Genomic DNA, 15,583 nt, shown 5'->3' on the forward strand with positions numbered 1-15,583 from the left:
TCCTAATTCGCCTGCGCCGTCGCCGGACGGCGCGATGCGGCTGCCGGCTCGGCGAGATCGGAGGTCAGGTCGAGGCCGATATCGGCGAGCCGCACCCGGACCTCCGCGGCGACATATTTGGCGTATTCCGATAGCAAGAGACGAAAGGTTCCGCCACTGGTCCACCACGGCTCGTCGCGCCATTTGTCGCCAACGACCGCGAACGGGATCAGCGTGACGTCGGGCATCGCATGTGACAGTTCCACGATCGCGCGCGGCATGTGGTAGTTCGAGGTCACCACGATCAGCGATTTGAAGCCGCGCTCGCGCGCCCAGCGCCGCGTCTCCGCCGCATTGCTGCGGGTGTTGACCGCCGAGCGGTCGAGATCGACGCAGCAGCTCATCAGCCCCCGACTATCGGGCACCGAGCGGGAGATGTCGCCGGCGTCGTTGGTCGGATGCACGCCCGAGATCAACAGCCGCTTGCCGTAGCCCGCGGCGAGCAATTCCATCGCGTCCGACACCCGCGACGAGCCGCCGGTCAGCACCACGATGCCGTCGGCATTGTGCGGCGGGTCGGTCTCGACGCCGCGCAATTGCGAGAGGAAGCCGACAAAGCCGACCGCCGCGGCAACGAAGCCAAGCGCCAGCGGCGCGACGATGACGGCGCGCAGCCAGCCGCGCGGAGGCGCGGCATAGCCATTCGGCGACGTATCGTCGGACTGCAAACTCATGTGATGCGGTTACCCTTCCCCCGGGCGATTTTAATGCATGAACTGGAAAAGTGGAAACCCGGTTTTGCCGTGACGACGGCTGCGCGAATACGCGCGGGATCACACTCTGGCGGCGAAATGCGATCACGCGACTGACCTCATGGTTGCGCTGTCGTGCGCCGTCAATCGATGTCGTCGAGCGTGGCAAACAATGTGCGCCGCGACGCCCAGGCGGTGATCGCCGCGATCAGCACCGCCTGCATCGCCAGCACCAGATAGCCCGATGGGCGCAGCGAGAACGTGCCGAGCAGCGCCGCGAACTGGTCGCCCACCGGCGTGCCGGAGAACCAGTTGGCGATCGACTCGGAGAAGCCGAACGCCAGCATCGCCGCGCCGCCGCCGATCAACCCGCCTTCAAGGCCGAGCCGAAGGAAATGCCGCAGGAAGCGGTTGGCGATGTAGCTGTCGCCGGCGCCGACGAAATGCAGCACCTCGACGATCGGACGGTTGGACGCCATCGCGCCGCGGGTCGCAAACGACACCGAGATGATGGTGGCGATGATCACGAGGATGAGGATGCCGACGCCGGCAAACACCGTGGCGCCGGTCATCGAGCGCATGCGCTCGATCCAGGCGCGGTGATCGTCGACGCTTGCGGTCGGCGCCACCTGCGTCACCCGCGCGCGCAGCGCGGCGAGATCGAGCGTGGTGCCGGGCTGCACCCGCGCCACGATGACGCGCGGCACCGGCAGCTCCTCGATCGAGAGCCCGCTGCCGAGCCACGGCTCCAGCAGTTTGGCGGATTCCTCCTTGCTGAACGGCCGGACCTCGAGAATGCCGGACTGCGCCCGCATCGCATCCGCAGCCGCCTGCGCGTCGCGATCGAGGTCGCGGCCCGGTGAGGGGCGCACCTGGATGGTGATCTCGCTCGACACTTCGGACTGCCATTCGGCCGCGGATGCACTAACCAAGAGAACGGTGCCGGTCGTCAGCGAGGCGAGGAAGGTCATGATCGCGACCACCGCGACCAGCGCGCGGCCCGAGATCGAGGCGCGCGGCACGATCGGCGACATGTTGCGCGCCGTGGCCGGGACCTGCGGGCGTTCGCGCCCGAGATCGACCAACGACACTTTCTCGTCGCCGCTCCTATTCATAGATGTGCAGCCGTCCCTGATGCAGCACCAGCCGCCGCGCCTCGTATTGATCCATCAGCGTGATGTCGTGGGTCGCGATGATAACAGCGGTGCCCGATTTGTTGAGCTCGATGAACAGCCGCAACAGGCGGCGCCCGAGCGTCGGATCGACGCTGCCGGTCGGCTCGTCCGCCAGCAGCAATTGCGGCCGCGAGATCACCGCGCGCGCGATCGCCGCGCGCTGCTTCTCGCCGCCCGACAGGATCGGCGGCAGCGCATCCATGCGCTCGCCGAGGCCGACCCATTTCAGGAGGTCGATCACCTCGCGGCGATAGCTCGATTCGTCGCGGCCCATCACCCGGAACGGCAGCGCGACATTCTCGTAGGTCGTCATATGGTCGAGCAGGCGGAAATCCTGCAGTACGATGCCGATCCGTTTGCGCAGGTCGGCGACCTGGTCCTTGCTCAGCAGGGAGACGTCCTTGCCGAACAGATTGACCAGCCCGCGGGTCGGCCGCAGCGACAGGAACAACAGCCGCAGCAGCGAGGTCTTGCCGGCGCCGGACGGGCCGGTCAGGAACTGGAACGAATGCGCCGGGATCATGAACGAGAGGTCGCGCAAAATCTCCGGGCCGAGCCCGTAGCGCAAACCGACATTTTCGAACCGAACCAATGCGCTAGCTCCGTTCGAGAGGGCCGATGGCCGAATACCCCATACTGCCGGCCGACCGGCCACGAACCGCACAGAAAGGTTGTGCGTCGGTTATGGTTTCCGATTCGTTAACGGTCGCTCAGTAGCATCCGGGCATACCATACGGTGGAGATTCGGCTCCATGCATATCGTTTGCCCGCATTGTACAACATCCTATGCCATCAATCCGGCCACCCTGGGGGAGGCCGGGCGCAGCGTCCGTTGTTCCCGCTGCCGGGAGGTCTGGCTGGCCCGACCGGAGGACGCCGTCGGGGTGACGGCGCCCGTCTTGGCCCATCAGTCCGCAGGCTCCGATCTCGCCGCCGAATGGAACGCGATGGGCCGGGAGGAGGCTGACGAGACCCCAGTGGTCGAAAGCCCCTCGATTTCGGCCGATTTGCCCAGCGAGAGCGACGCCACCGCGTGGCCGGCGGTCGCCGCGGCGGATGCCGCTGCCCATGCCGACGGCCAACAGGTGACCGGAACCAAGCGCCGCTTCCGCCTGCCGCGGCTTCCCCGGCTCTTCCGGCTGCCCTCGCTGCCCCGAATTCCCTTCATGCCTGTGATCGGCGCCCTGCCGACCACCTGCGGCGCCATGGCCGCGCTGATCATCGCGCTGTTCGTCTGGCGCAACGACGTCGTGCGCCTGCTGCCGCAAACCGCCCTGTTCTACAAGATGGTCGGGCTCGACGTGAATCTGCGCGGGCTCGCCTTCAAGGACCTCAAGATCACCAACGAGACCGTGGACGGCAAGCCGGTGCTGGTGATCGAGGGCATGATCGTCGGCCAGACCAGGAAGCCGGTCGAATTGCCGCGGCTGCGCTTCTCGGTCCGCGACGCGCAGGGCGCGGAAATCTATGCCTGGAATGCGGTGCTGGAGCAGCCGGTGCTCAATCCCGGCGAGCGCGCCTTCTTCAAGTCGCGCCTCGCCTCGCCGCCGCCCGAAGGCCGCAATATCGACGTACGCTTCTTCAACAAGCACGATCTCACCGGCGGCCGCGCCTGAGCCGCCGGCAAACACTCTCGGAAACCGACCCATCACCATGACGCGTGTTCTGATCGCCGACGACGAAGACTCGATGCGCTCGCTGGTGGCGCGCGCCATCGCCATGGACGGCCACGAGACCGTGACCGCGCAGGACGGCGCCGAGGCGCTGGAGATGCTGACGCGCGATGAAGGCGCGTTCGACCTCCTGCTCACCGATATCCAGATGCCGGTGATGGACGGCATCGCGCTGGCGCTGACCGCGGCGCGCGACTTCCCGGAGCTGAAGATCCTGCTGATGACCGGCTTCGCCCATCAGCGCGAGCGTGCCTCCGGCCTCGAGGCGATCGTGCATGATGTGGTTACGAAACCGTTCTCGATCGCCGATATCCGCACTGCGGTAGCGGATGCGCTGGCGGCGCGGAAGGCCAGCTAGCCGTCATTGCCGGGCTTGCCCCGGCAATCCATCTTCAAAATGAGTCTTGCGAAGCTTGATGGATGCGCGGGTCAAGCCCGCGCATGACGAGGTGTGTGCGGAGACGGATATTCGCACGCCATCATTGCGCGCAAAGCAACCCCCGCACACAACCTCGTCATGCCCCGCGAAGGCGGGGCATCCAGTACGCCGCGGCTTCTCGATTCGATCGCTGACGTCTCTGGAATACTGGATCGCCCGGTCAAGCCGGGCGATGACAGTGAAAGGCGCGGAGAGATCAATAATCCTTCAGCAGCCGCTCGATGTAGTCGAGCTCGAGCTGCGGTCGTGACGGATCGGCGAGGCGGCGGCGCAGTTCTTCGAGGATGCGGCGGACGCGCTGGACGTCGATCTCGCCGGGGATCTTCACCGTGTAGTCGTCACCGAATTCGCGGCCGTGCAACGGACGGCCGAGCGGATCGGTCTGGTTGCCGCCGCTCTGCTGGCGGCCGGCGCGGTTGCCGGGGCCGTCGCCGGGCTGGTCGCCATCGCCCTGCTGCATGGCGTCGGCAAGGCTCTGCGCGCCCTTGCGCAGCGCATCGAGCGCGCGCCCTTGCGAATCCACCGCGCCGTCGGCATTGCCCTCGCCGAGCCGGCCGGAGGCATCGCCCATCGCGGAGTCGGCCTGGTCGAGCCCGTCGCCGTCATCGCCCTGATCGCCTTGGTCGCCCTGCTGGGCCTGGTCGCCCTTCTGACCCTGGCCCTTCTGGCCGCGCTGATCCGGACCCATGCCGCGCTTGGCGAGCTCTTCCTGCAGCTTCTTCAGCCGGTCGCGCAGCGCCTGCTGATCCTGCTGCAGGTCGCCCATCGACTGCTCGCCCTGCTTGCCGCGCATGCGGTCGCGGCGGGAATCCTGGCCCTGCTTGAAGGTCTTGTCGCGCAACTGCTGCTGCTTGCGGATCATGTCGCCGAGCTCGTTGAGCGACTGCTGCATGTCGTCGTCGCCCTGATTGGGCTGCGCCATCTGCAGGTTTTCGAGCATCTGCTGCATCTGCTCGAGCAGTTGCCGCGCCGCATCCTTGTCGCCGGAACGCGACAGCCGCTCCATGCGGTCGAGCATGTTCTTGAGATCCTGCTGGCTCAACACTTTGGCATTGGGATCGAGCGGCCGGGCGAGCTGCTGCGGATTGTTGCGGAACTGCTCGGTGAGCTGGCGCAGGAAATTGTCCAGCGCCGCGCGCAGATTGTCGGTGAGCTTCTTGATCTCCTCGTCGGTCGCGCCGCGGTCCAGCGCCTGCTTCAGCGCGTCCTGCGCCGCGCGCAGCGCCTTGTCGACGTCGGAGATGTTGCCGTCCTCGATGGTGACGGCGAGCGCCCACAGGCTGGCCACGACCCCGCGCAGCTGATCGTCGGTGCGTGCCGCCTCGAGCTGGCGGCTGACGGTATGGAGGCCAAGATAATAGCCGGTCTCCGGCATGAACATTTCCGGCGCGATCATCAGCGCCTCGAGCGCGGCGAACACCTGGCCGTTCTGGTTGGCGTCGAGCGCCAGGATGCGGCGCTGCTCGATCAGCGCGCGCGCCAGCGGCTTGGTGAACAGCCGCTCGGGCAGCCGCATGTTGAACGGCTCGCTCTTGCCCTCATTGCCGGCCTCGTCCTTGGCCGTCAGCGTCAGCGTGACGTCGGCGCCGGCATAGGGGTCTTCGCTAAGATCCTTGACGGTCTGGCCGACGCCGTTGCGGGTGCGCGCGTTGGGCAGCACCAGCGCGAATTGCGGCGGCTCGAACAGCGGACGCGGCTGCGCCGCCTTGCCGTCGGCATCCTTAGCAGCATCCTTGGCGCCATCCTTGGGCGCATCGCTTGGCCGCGCCGCGAACTGCGCACGTGCTTCGCTGACGCCGTAATCGTCCTCGAGCCGGTAGGACATCTGCAGCGAACCGCGCGCCTGCCGCTCCGGATCCTTGGCGAGCGCGATCGACGGCGGGCGGTCCGGCGTCGCGGTGAATTTCCACTGCGGCTGGCCGGCCGGCGCGCGGACATGCGCGGTGCCGTCGGCGGCGATCTTGAAGTGCCGCTCATTGGTGCCCTTGGGCGCCTGCCCGTCCGGCGCGACCTCGGTGAGGCCGCCACCGACGACAACGTCGATGGTGCCGCCGCTGGAGCGCACCAAAAGCGTGCTGCCGGCCGGAACCGCGAGCGGGGCATTGTCGGCCGCGGCGGCGTCCTTGTTGGCGTTCGACAGGATGATCGGCGGCTTGCCGGTGTAGTTCGGCGGCGTCACCCAGGCATCGACCCGGACATTGGGCGGCGCCATGATGCCGTTCCAGTCGAACGCGGAGGCAACCCGCAGGCCGCGCTCGTCGCCGGCGGCGACATAGGTTGCGATCAGCATCACGATGACCAGCGCGCGCAGCGCCCAGGGGTCATGCAGCGAGACGCGCGGCCGCGGCAGCCCGGCGCGGATGCGCTTGATCGAGGCCAGCGTGCGCTCGCGCTGCGCCTGCCACAGCGCCAGCGCGAACGGATCCTTGTTGGTGAGCGTATCGGAGAGCGTGGTCGCCGGGCGATGCGGGATGCCGGCGCCGCGGTCGAGCCGGCTCAGGCCCTCCTCGCGGCTCGGCCAGCGGAAGCGCAGCAGCGGCAACAGCATCGCGAGGGCGGCGATCGCGAACAGGCCGGCGCCGGCGACGCGTGCGACAAACGGCAGCACCAGCCACAGCCCGGCCCAGGACGCGACCAGGAACAGACCCACGACCGTCAGGAACCGCGCCAGATGCGGCCACGACCGTTCCCACGCAATCGCAAATCTTGCCCGCTGCAGCGCCTCGGTCAGTTTCAGCCGCGCGATCGCATCGCTGTCGCGGACGGCGCGTGAGGCGTTGTCGGACGGGTCGATGTTGGCTCCGCTCAATAAAATCTCCGGGGTAGCCGGCAGGTCAGCTTAGCACAGCGGCGGCTTTGAGGCACCCGTTCCGGGGCGTAACCCACACCGGGAAATACGCATAACACGAAGGCGTGACTGCGGCGGTTCGACCCCGTAACTTCCCGGCCCGAACCAACGCCTTAACGCATGAGGAAACGATATGGACCAAAAAACGCACGACAAGGGGCTCGAAATCCGCAAGGCGGTGCTCGGCGAGGCCTATGTCAACAATGCGCTGAAGAATTCGGACAGCTTCAACAAGCCGTTCCAGGAACTGGTCACCGAATATTGCTGGGGCGCGGTCTGGGGCCGCGAGGAGCTACCGCGCAAGACCCGCAGCATGCTCAACCTCGCCATGATCTCGATCCTGAACCGGCCGCACGAATTGAAGGCGCACATCAAGGGCGCGCTGACCAACGGCGTGTCCCGCGACGAGATCCGCGAGATCTTCATGCAGGTCTCGATCTATGCCGGCATCCCCGCCGGCGTCGACAGCTTCCGCATCGCGCGCGAGGTGTTCGCCGAACTCGACAACAAGGCGTAAGGCGCTGCTGCCTCCGCATCGTCGTCTCGGCCAAGCGAAGCGCGAGCCGGGACCCATAACCACAGCTCGTTGTCGCTACGACGGCTGTGGCCCCAGCGGAGCCAAACAATCTGGTCCTGGGGTTATGGGTCCCTGCTTTCGCAGGGACGACATCGAGGGGAGGCGGCATCGCGAAAAACGACATAGAGGAAACGACTCATGGAAATCGGATTCATCGGCCTCGGGAAGATGGGCTTCCCGATGGCGCGCCGGCTGATCGAGGCCGGCCACAAGCTCACCGTGTTCGACACCAGCAAGGACGCGCTCGACAAGCTGGTCGCGCTCGGCGCTGAGGCTGCAATCTCACCCAAGGACATCGCCGACCGCGTCGAGACCGTGATGGCGAGCCTGCCCTCGCTGCAGGCCTCGCTCGAGGTCGCGACCGGCACAGGCGGCGTGATCGAGGGCACGCGCGTCAAGCGCTTCATCGATCTCTCCACCGTCGGCTCACAGATGGCAGTGAAGATCCACGACCTGCTGGCGAAAAAGAACATCGTGCAGATCGACAGCCCGGTGTCCGGCGGCGTCTCCGGCGCCGAGAAAGGCACGCTGGCGGTGATGGTGTCGGGCCCGCGCGCCGATTTCGAGTTGGTGAAATCCGCGCTCGACGTGATCGGCAAGGTGTTCTTCATCGGCACCAAGCCGGGCTCCGGCCAGACCATGAAGCTCGCCAACAACTTCCTGTCGGCGACCGCGATGGTCGCGACTTCGGAAGCGGTGGTGATGGGCGTCAAGTCCGGGCTCGATCCGGCCGTGATGATCGATGTCATCAATGCGGGCTCGGGGCTGAACACCGCGAGCCGCGACAAGTTTCCGCGTTCGGTCTTGCCGCGCAGCTTCGATTTCGGCTTCGCCACCGGGTTGATGGTGAAGGACGTGCGGCTCGCGGTCGAGGAGATGCGCTCGCTCGGGCTTTCGATGGAGGTCGCCGAAGCGGTCGGCCGGCTCTGGGAAGTGATCATCCGCGAAGAAGGGCCGGAGTCGGACTTCACCGCGGCGATCAAGCCGATCGAGAAGGCCGCGGGCGTGATCGTGGGTGGCGGCAAGGGCGGCGCGCACGCCGCGAAGTAACGCTCTCGCCGAATTGAACGCTGTCGTCCCGGGCAAGCGAAGCGCGACCCGGACCCATAACCACAGGCGTTTGTGGTTTAGCTGAGCTGGGGCCCCAGCTCAGTACAACAATCAAGAGCGGTGGTTATGGGTCCCTGCTCCCGTGCGCAATTGCGCACTAGGCAGGGACGACACCGAGAATGAGGTGCCAGCGTGCCTCACAACCACGGCGCGGGCTTGTCCATCGCAATCAGCGCGTCGACGTCGATGCGCGGGCGAACGATCGCATACTGGTCGTCCTTGACCAGCACCTCCGGCACTAGAGGCCGCGTGTTGTAGGTGCCGGCCTGCACCGCGCCATAGGCGCCGGCGGTCATGATCGCGAGGAGATCGCCGGCCTTCGGCTGCGGCAGCGTGCGGTCGAGCGCGAGATAGTCGCCGGTCTCGCAGACCGGACCGACCACGTCGGCGACCATGGTCGGCGTACCCTGCGCGGGCTGGCGCACCGGCAGGATATCGTGATGGGCTTCATACAGCGTCGGCCGGATCAGGTCGTTCATCGCGGCGTCGATGATGACGAAGTTCTTGGCATCGCCCGGCTTCACATGGATCACGCGGGTGACCAAGATGCCGGCATTGCCGACGATCATGCGGCCCGGCTCGAACATCAGCGTGCAGCCAAGATTGTGCGTGACGCGCTTGACCATCGCGGCATAGGCATCCGGCGCCGGCGGCGCGGCGCGGTCCATGTAATAGGGAATGCCGAGGCCGCCGCCGAAATCGACATGGGAGATGTCGTGGCCGTCGGCGCGCAGTGTCTGCACGAAATCGGCGAGCAGGCGGAAGGCCGCCTCCAGCGGACCGAGATCGGTGATCTGGCTGCCGATATGCACATCGGTGCCGGTGACCTGGATGCCCGGCAGCTTCGCGGCGCGGGCATAAACCTCGCGGGCGCGCGCGATCGGAATGCCGAACTTGTTCTCGGACTTGCCGGTCGAGATCTTGGCATGGGTGCCGGCATCGACGTCGGGATTGACCCGCACCGAGATCCGCGCCGTCGTCTTCATCTCGACCGCAAGCCGCGACAGCATCTCGAGCTCCGGCTCGGACTCGATGTTGATGCAGAGGATGTCGGTGGCGAGCGCCGCGCGCAGCTCGGCTTCGGTCTTGCCGACGCCGGAGAACACGATCTTCGATGGCGGAATGCCGGCCGCCAGCGCCCGCTTCAACTCGCCGCCGGACACCACGTCGGCGCCGGCGCCGAGCTTGGCCAGCGTGCGCAGCACCGACTGGTTGGAGTTCGCCTTCATGGCGTAGCAGACCAGCGCCTTCTCGCCTGCGAAGGCTTCGGTGAAGACGCGGTAATGCCGCTCCAGCGTTGCGGTCGAATAGCAATAGAACGGCGTGCCGACGGCTTCCGCCAGCTCAATGAGATTGACCGCCTCGGCATGCAGCACGCCGTTGCGATAGTCGAAATGGTTCATGACACGTTAGATTGTTTGAGCATGATCTTGTCGGAAAACCGGCTTCCACTTTTCCGGATCATGCTCCGGATACTAGTTGCCGAGCAGCGGATCGAGGATGAAGGGCCGTTTATTGCCTTTCGATGCGGCCGGCGCGGCATCCGATCCATAGGTCGGATTGAACACGCTGGGCTGCGCCGCCCGCTCGCTCTCGGTATCGCCCGGCGCCGCTGTCGTCCCCGGCGCGGCATTCGCGGTCGGCGGTAGGTCGAGCGGTCCCTTGCGGCCGCAGCCGCCGAGCGTCAGCGCTGATACGCTCAGCACAATGATGGCCCATCCCGAGGGGGTCAGGCGGTTCTTGCTAGTCACGACGAAATCCCCAATTCGGGCCGCACCATACAAACATTGGCGTGCTCTGGCGAGAGGCGGAGCGCCACGAAATCACGGCCAAATTTTCGCGATCAGCCCGATTTTCGCTCTTTTTCCAGCCGCTTGGCCCAGGCTTTGGCTTGCGCCGTCACATTCTTCGGCGCCGTGCCGCCAAACGAGGTCCGGCTCTGCACCGAGGATTCGACGCTGAGCACCTTCAGGGCGTCGGCCGTGATCTTCGGCTCGACCTCCTGCATGGCCTTCAGCGGCAGCTCGTGCAGCGCCACGCCCTGCTTGGAGGCGAGGCCGACGATACGTCCTGTGACGTGATGGGCGTCGCGGAACGGCATTTTCAGGGTGCGCACCAGCCAGTCGGCAAGGTCGGTCGCGGTGGCGTAGCCCTCGCCGGCGGCGGCCTTCATCTTCGCCGCGTCCGGCACCAGGTCCTCGACCATACCGGTCATGGCGCGGATTGCGAGCGACAGCGCCGCGAACGCCTCCATCGCGCCCTGCTTGTCCTCCTGCATGTCCTTTTGATAGGCGAGCGGCAGGCCCTTCATCACGATCAGCAGCGCAGTGAGCGCGCCGATCACGCGGCCGGTCTTGGCGCGCACGAGTTCGGCCGCGTCCGGATTGCGCTTCTGCGGCATGATCGACGATCCCGTCGTGAACTTGTCGCTGAGCCTGACGAGGCCGACCAAAGGCGAGGTCCAGATCACGATCTCCTCGGCAAAGCGCGACATGTGCACCGCGCAGATTGCGGCCGCCGACAGCGTCTCCAGCACGAAATCGCGGTCGGACACCGCATCGAGCGAATTGGCCATCGGGCGGTCGAAGCCTAGCGCCTTGGCGGTCGCGGCGCGGTCGATCGGAAACGAGGTGCCGGCCAGTGCGGCGGCGCCAAGCGGCGATTCGTTCAGCCGCTTGCGCGCGTCGGTAAAGCGGCCGCGGTCGCGGGAAGCCATCTCGACATAGGCCAGCAGATGATGGCCGAAGGTCACCGGCTGCGCGGTCTGCAGATGGGTGAAGCCCGGCATCACGGTTCCGGCATGCTCAAGTGCGCGGGCGACCAGCGCCTCCTGGAACGCGGCCAGCGCCGCATCGGTCTCATCGATGGTGTCGCGGACATAGAGCCGGAAATCGGTCGCGACCTGGTCGTTGCGCGAGCGTGCGGTGTGCAGCCGGCCCGCCGCGGGACCGATCAATTCGGACAGCCGCGACTCGACATTCATATGGATGTCCTCGAGCGCGCGCTTGAAGTCGAAATCGCCCTTGCCGATTTCTGACAAAATCGTGTCTAGACCTTTGCCGATATTTTTCGCATCAGCAGCGGTGATGATGCCCTGCGCGGCGAGCATTGCGGCGTGGGCCTTGGACGCGGCGATGTCCTGGGCATAAAGGTGACGGTCGACGTCGATGGAGACGTTGATTTCCTCCATGATCGCGTCGGGACGCTCCGAGAACCGGCCGCCCCACATCTTGTTGCTCATGACTTCTCGCTCACGAATTTGTATTGCAGGCCGTGCGGTTTCATCGCCGGAGCGGCGAAACAGCATGGCGGTTCCGGTCGTATTCCCGGCATTGCTTAGCCACATCTGACCCAGGATGACAAACGATATGCCCGAGACGACCCCGTCCGAACCGACCGCCAAGCCTGCCGCCCGGTGGCGCATCCCGCTGGTGATCGGCGCCGTGCTGGCCGGGGCCGCGATCGGCTATGTCGGGGTCTCCGGCCTCAAGCATCCCGCGGGCGGCGATGTGGCCTGCAACAGCGCGGTGGCCCTAGCCAAGAAGATTGCCCCGCTCGCCCATGGCGAGGTCGCGGCGCTGACCATGGCGACCACCCCGTTGAGGCTGCCCGACCTCGCCTTCGAGGACGCCAACGGACAGCCGAAGAAGCTCTCGGACTGGCGCGGCAAGACTGTACTCGTCAATCTGTGGGCGACCTGGTGCGTGCCCTGCCGCAAGGAAATGCCGGCGCTCGACAGCCTGCAGACCAAGCTCGGCGGCAAGGATTTCGAAGTGGTCGCGATCAACATCGACACCCGCGATCCGGACAAGCCGAAGAACTTCCTGAGAGAGGCCAATCTGACCAATCTCGGCTATTTCTCAGACCAGAAAGCCAAGGTCTTTCAGGATCTTAAGAACATAGGTAAGGCGCTGGGCATGCCGACCTCGGTCCTGGTCGACGGCAACGGCTGCGAAATCGCCAATATCGCCGGTCCCGCCGAATGGGCGAGCGACGATGCGATCAAGCTGGTGAAGGCGGCGCTGGCGCCGGCCGCGGCCGGATTCTGATCAGGCGACGGCGTTGAGGTTGCCGCCGACGCCGGGGGACAAATTCGCGGTCGAAGGACTGCCGAGCAGGGTCTGAACCGCGAACTTTTCCGCGTCGAGGTTCTGCTTGGTCACACGGGTCGCGATCTCACCCTGCAAATTGCCCTGCTGCATCGACAGGATGCTGGTGACCATGCTCATCATGTCCATACGCGGTACTCCCAAGTCCGGCTTTGGCGTAGCCGGGGAAAGTTAACGCTTGGTATCGGCGGCCGCGTCAGGCGGACACATCGTTTGGACGACGAGCCGCTCAGGCCGCGTTCGCCGCGAAGGCCGCACCCAAGGTGCGCAACGCCTGCCGTGTCCGTGCATCTGACAACTTTGAGTGCAGCATGACGTCGCGCGACGGCAATGGCGGCAGGCCTAGCCGCGGCCCGAGGTCGACGGTATCGGCCGGCGCCACCCGGCGCGCCAGTGCTGCGACGGCAAGGCCCGCAGAGATCGCGGCGCCGATCGTCGCAAGCCCGCCACCGACGAACGCCTCGGTCCAGGCGATGCCGGCAGCGTCGAGAGCCTCGACCGCCATGGCGCGCACGCTGCAAGGCTCGGCTTGCGTCGCCAGCCGCAGCGGCTCGCCCGGCCGATGGTGAAAATCGGGCGCGGCCATCCAGCCGAACGGCTCCTCGAACAGCACATCGCCATCGCGACGCTTGGCGTCGTGGCGCAGCACGATCGCAGCATCGAGCTTGCCGTCGTCGAATGCGCTGAGCACCGACCGTGACGTATCGACGTGCAGCTGGATCACCAGGCCCGGATCGGTGGTGTTCATCCGCTTCAACAGCGAGGCCAGTTCCGATCCCACGATGTGGTGGCTGATGCCGACGACCAATCGCCGATGTTCGACCGCAAACGACCCGATCGCCGATTGATGCGCGGCCACCAGATTGCGCGCCGCGCCGAGGAAGGCGGCCCCTTCCGCGGACAGCCGGACCAGCCGCGGCGTTCGCTCAAGCAGCCGCCGGCCGAGCCCGTCCTCCAGCCGCCTGATCTTCAGGCTGACCGCGGACTGCGTGGTCTCCATGACCTGCGCCGCGCGCGTGAAGCTGCTGAGGTCCGCGACCAGGACAAAGGCCTGCACCGCCTCGACGTCGAGTGCCTTCATCGCCATTCATTTAAATTGAAAATCATTGAAATGCGATATCATACCGTTTTTCAATGATCAAGAAGCCCCTAGGATCGGCCGCACGTAACGCCGCCAGGAGAGCCACCATCATGCCGCTGACCAGTGTTTCCTTGCGACGGGGCAAGCCCGCCGCCTACCGCAAGGCCATTCTCGAAAGCCTTTATCGCGCCATGCGCGAGACCTTCGATGTGCCGGAAGGCGATCGCTTCATGACGATCTCCGAGCACGATGACGACGATTTCGCCTATGGCGCGAACTATCTCGGCATCAGGCGCAGCGAAGATCTGGTCATCATTCAGATCACGGTCAGCAACACCCGCGCGGTGGCGCAGAAGCAGAAGCTCTATCGACGCATGGCCGAACTGCTGACGGAAAGTCCCGGCCTGCGCGCCGAGGACATCTTCATCAACCTTGTCGAGGTGCTTCCCGAAAATTGGTCGTTCGGCAACGGTGAGGCGCAGTACGTCCGATGACCGCGACACCCATCCTCTCGCCGCGCATGAGCGGCATCAAGGCATCGCCCGCATCGGTGCTGCGGCGTCGCGCCCGTGAACTGCGCACCGCCGGGCGCGAGATCATCGAGCTGTCGTCGGGCAATCTCGACTTCCCGACGCCGGATCATGTGATCGCGGCCGCGCATGAAGCGGCACGGCGCGGCGAGACCCGCTACACCGATGTCGACGGCACGCCCGAGCTGAAGCGCGCGGTGCAGGCCGCGCTGCTGCGCGACCACCAGCTCGACTACGAACTGAACGAGATCGTCATCACCAATGGCTCGACCCAGGCGCTGTTCAACGCACTGCTGGCGACGCTGGCGCCTGAAGACGAGGTGATCGTCCCCGCGCCGTACTGGGCGCCGTATCTCGATCAGGTCCGGCTGGCGGGCGGCACGCCGGTGATCGTGCCCTGCGCGCAGAACAACGGCTTCAAGCTGCGTGCCGAGGATTTGCAGGCGGCGATATCGCCGCGAACCCGCTGGGTCGTCGTCAACAATCCGGTCAATCCCTCCGGCGCGCTGTATTCTCCGGAGGATCTGGCCGAGATCGCCGCGATCCTGTTGCGGCATCCGGACGTCTGGGTGCTTGCCGACGGGCTCTATGAGCACATCGTGTTCAACGGCGCTCCCGCGCCGACGCTTGCGGAAATCGAGCCGCGCCTGAAGCCGCGGACGCTGACCGTGAGCGGCCTCGCCAAGAGCTACGCCATGATGGGATGGCGCATCGGCTACGCCGCCGGCCCTGCAGCGTTGATCCGCGAGATGATCACGATCCAGTCGCAGACCACCTCCGGTGCGTCGTCGATCAGCCAGGCCGCCGCAATTGCCGCCCTCGACGGCGCGCAGGATGTGCTGGCCGAGCGCGCCGCCATCCTTCGCGCAAGGCGTGACCGCTTTGCTGAACTCGTGAACGGATGCAGCGGGCTCTCCTGCACGCCGCCGGAAGCCACGTTCTATCTGCTGGTCAGTTGCTCCGGCGTGATCGGCAAGCATGCTCCCGACGGCAAGCTGATTGCGACTGACCGCGATTTCTCCAGCTACCTGCTCGAACAAGCCGATCTGGTGGTGTTTCCCGGCGAGGATTTTGGGCTGTCGCCCTCTATCCGCGTCAGTTTCGCCAACCCGTCATCGACCATCGAGGAGGCCGGACGGCGGTTGAAGCGCGCCTGCGAGGCCCTGCAATGACAACGCACGGGTACAACCAGCGCCTCGCGCTAACAGCTCATCTGCTCGGACTTGGAACGGGTGTGACTGTCATCGTCGGCCTCGTGCCCGCGACGCTTGCGCTGTTGCGGGCACTGATCTGAGACGAGCGCGCGTGAA

At 66.0% G+C, this 15,583-nt stretch carries 17 protein-coding genes; 8 read left to right on the top strand and 9 right to left on the bottom strand.

Features of this window, described 5'->3' with window-relative positions:
• Nucleotides 1-2 precede the first annotated feature (2 nt).
• The 3 genes from V5279_RS40255 to ftsE form a co-directional block, all read right to left on the bottom strand.
• On the bottom strand, nucleotides 3-713 hold the full coding sequence (locus tag V5279_RS40255; RefSeq protein ID WP_338692368.1) for a YdcF family protein: 711 nt from the start codon (nucleotides 711-713) through the stop codon (nucleotides 3-5).
• 161 nt (nucleotides 714-874) lie between these two features.
• A complete protein-coding gene (locus tag V5279_RS40260; protein ID WP_166299375.1) occupies nucleotides 875-1,846 on the bottom strand; it encodes a cell division protein FtsX in 972 nt (323 codons plus the stop codon).
• Nucleotides 1,839-2,498 (bottom strand): cell division ATP-binding protein FtsE, encoded by a 660-nt coding sequence (ftsE, locus tag V5279_RS40265; RefSeq protein ID WP_029079730.1) that lies wholly within the window; start codon nucleotides 2,496-2,498, stop codon nucleotides 1,839-1,841. Before ftsE ends, V5279_RS40260 begins: the two co-directional genes overlap by 8 nt.
• Nucleotides 2,499-2,658: 160 nt before the next feature.
• Here ftsE and V5279_RS40270 point away from each other — a divergent pair, with 160 nt between their 5' ends.
• Together V5279_RS40270 and V5279_RS40275 are read left to right on the top strand one after the other, a co-directional pair.
• Complete coding sequence (locus V5279_RS40270) at nucleotides 2,659-3,522, top strand: MJ0042-type zinc finger domain-containing protein (protein WP_338692369.1); 864 nt, start codon at nucleotides 2,659-2,661, stop codon at nucleotides 3,520-3,522.
• A 37-nt stretch (nucleotides 3,523-3,559) separates the two neighbouring features.
• Nucleotides 3,560-3,937 carry a response regulator gene (locus V5279_RS40275; protein WP_166299376.1) on the top strand — a complete coding sequence of 126 codons (378 nt, stop codon included), beginning with the start codon at nucleotides 3,560-3,562 and terminating at the stop codon, nucleotides 3,935-3,937.
• Between the two features lie 277 nt (nucleotides 3,938-4,214).
• On the opposite strand, the gene V5279_RS40280 is transcribed toward V5279_RS40275, so the two are convergent.
• Entirely contained in the window at nucleotides 4,215-6,827 is a 2,613-nt protein-coding gene (locus tag V5279_RS40280) for a TIGR02302 family protein (RefSeq protein WP_338692370.1), read from the bottom strand.
• Nucleotides 6,828-6,999: 172 nt separating this feature from the next.
• Between V5279_RS40280 and V5279_RS40285 the strand changes: the two genes are divergently transcribed.
• Nucleotides 7,000-7,383 (top strand): carboxymuconolactone decarboxylase family protein, encoded by a 384-nt coding sequence (locus V5279_RS40285; protein ID WP_018268955.1) that lies wholly within the window; start codon nucleotides 7,000-7,002, stop codon nucleotides 7,381-7,383.
• Between the two features lie 198 nt (nucleotides 7,384-7,581).
• Nucleotides 7,582-8,493: an NAD(P)-dependent oxidoreductase gene (locus tag V5279_RS40290; RefSeq protein ID WP_338692371.1), complete on the top strand. Its 912-nt coding sequence runs from the start codon at nucleotides 7,582-7,584 to the stop codon at nucleotides 8,491-8,493.
• 197 nt (nucleotides 8,494-8,690) lie between these two features.
• On the opposite strand, the gene lysA is transcribed toward V5279_RS40290, so the two are convergent.
• The 3 genes from lysA to argH all read right to left on the bottom strand — a co-directional run bounded on the left by lysA (nucleotide 8,691) and on the right by argH (nucleotide 11,794).
• On the bottom strand, nucleotides 8,691-9,956 hold the full coding sequence (lysA, locus tag V5279_RS40295) for a diaminopimelate decarboxylase (RefSeq protein WP_166299113.1): 1,266 nt from the start codon (nucleotides 9,954-9,956) through the stop codon (nucleotides 8,691-8,693).
• Between the two features lie 72 nt (nucleotides 9,957-10,028).
• Nucleotides 10,029-10,304, bottom strand: a complete 276-nt coding sequence (lptM, locus tag V5279_RS40300) for an LPS translocon maturation chaperone LptM (protein WP_166299114.1) — start codon at nucleotides 10,302-10,304, stop codon at nucleotides 10,029-10,031.
• Between the two features lie 92 nt (nucleotides 10,305-10,396).
• Complete coding sequence (gene argH, locus V5279_RS40305; protein ID WP_166299115.1) at nucleotides 10,397-11,794, bottom strand: argininosuccinate lyase; 1,398 nt, start codon at nucleotides 11,792-11,794, stop codon at nucleotides 10,397-10,399.
• Nucleotides 11,795-11,921: 127 nt separating this feature from the next.
• Between argH and tlpA the strand changes: the two genes are divergently transcribed.
• Nucleotides 11,922-12,602 carry a thiol:disulfide interchange protein TlpA gene (gene tlpA, locus V5279_RS40310; protein WP_338692372.1) on the top strand — a complete coding sequence of 227 codons (681 nt, stop codon included), beginning with the start codon at nucleotides 11,922-11,924 and terminating at the stop codon, nucleotides 12,600-12,602.
• Here tlpA and V5279_RS40315 read toward each other — a convergent pair whose 3' ends face one another.
• Nucleotides 12,603-12,791 (bottom strand): putative motility protein, encoded by a 189-nt coding sequence (locus V5279_RS40315; RefSeq protein WP_029079739.1) that lies wholly within the window; start codon nucleotides 12,789-12,791, stop codon nucleotides 12,603-12,605. It lies immediately after the preceding gene.
• Nucleotides 12,792-12,891: 100 nt separating this feature from the next.
• Complete coding sequence (locus V5279_RS40320) at nucleotides 12,892-13,749, bottom strand: LysR substrate-binding domain-containing protein (protein WP_210292824.1); 858 nt, start codon at nucleotides 13,747-13,749, stop codon at nucleotides 12,892-12,894.
• 104 nt (nucleotides 13,750-13,853) lie between these two features.
• Between V5279_RS40320 and V5279_RS40325 the strand changes: the two genes are divergently transcribed.
• The 3 genes from V5279_RS40325 to V5279_RS40335 are packed head-to-tail and all read left to right on the top strand — an operon-like array spanning nucleotide 13,854 to nucleotide 15,567.
• Nucleotides 13,854-14,237, top strand: coding sequence for a tautomerase family protein (locus V5279_RS40325; RefSeq protein WP_338692373.1), 384 nt, complete (start codon nucleotides 13,854-13,856; stop codon nucleotides 14,235-14,237).
• Nucleotides 14,234-15,445 carry a pyridoxal phosphate-dependent aminotransferase gene (locus tag V5279_RS40330; RefSeq protein ID WP_338692374.1) on the top strand — a complete coding sequence of 404 codons (1,212 nt, stop codon included), beginning with the start codon at nucleotides 14,234-14,236 and terminating at the stop codon, nucleotides 15,443-15,445. Before V5279_RS40325 ends, V5279_RS40330 begins: the two co-directional genes overlap by 4 nt.
• Complete coding sequence (locus V5279_RS40335) at nucleotides 15,442-15,567, top strand: hypothetical protein (protein ID WP_338692375.1); 126 nt, start codon at nucleotides 15,442-15,444, stop codon at nucleotides 15,565-15,567. The genes V5279_RS40330 and V5279_RS40335 overlap by 4 nt, the downstream gene beginning before the upstream one ends.
• Nucleotides 15,568-15,583 lie beyond the last annotated feature (16 nt).

Source organism: Bradyrhizobium sp. 26S5 (assembly GCF_036923295.1).
Lineage (GTDB): Bacteria > Pseudomonadota > Alphaproteobacteria > Rhizobiales > Xanthobacteraceae > Bradyrhizobium > Bradyrhizobium septentrionale.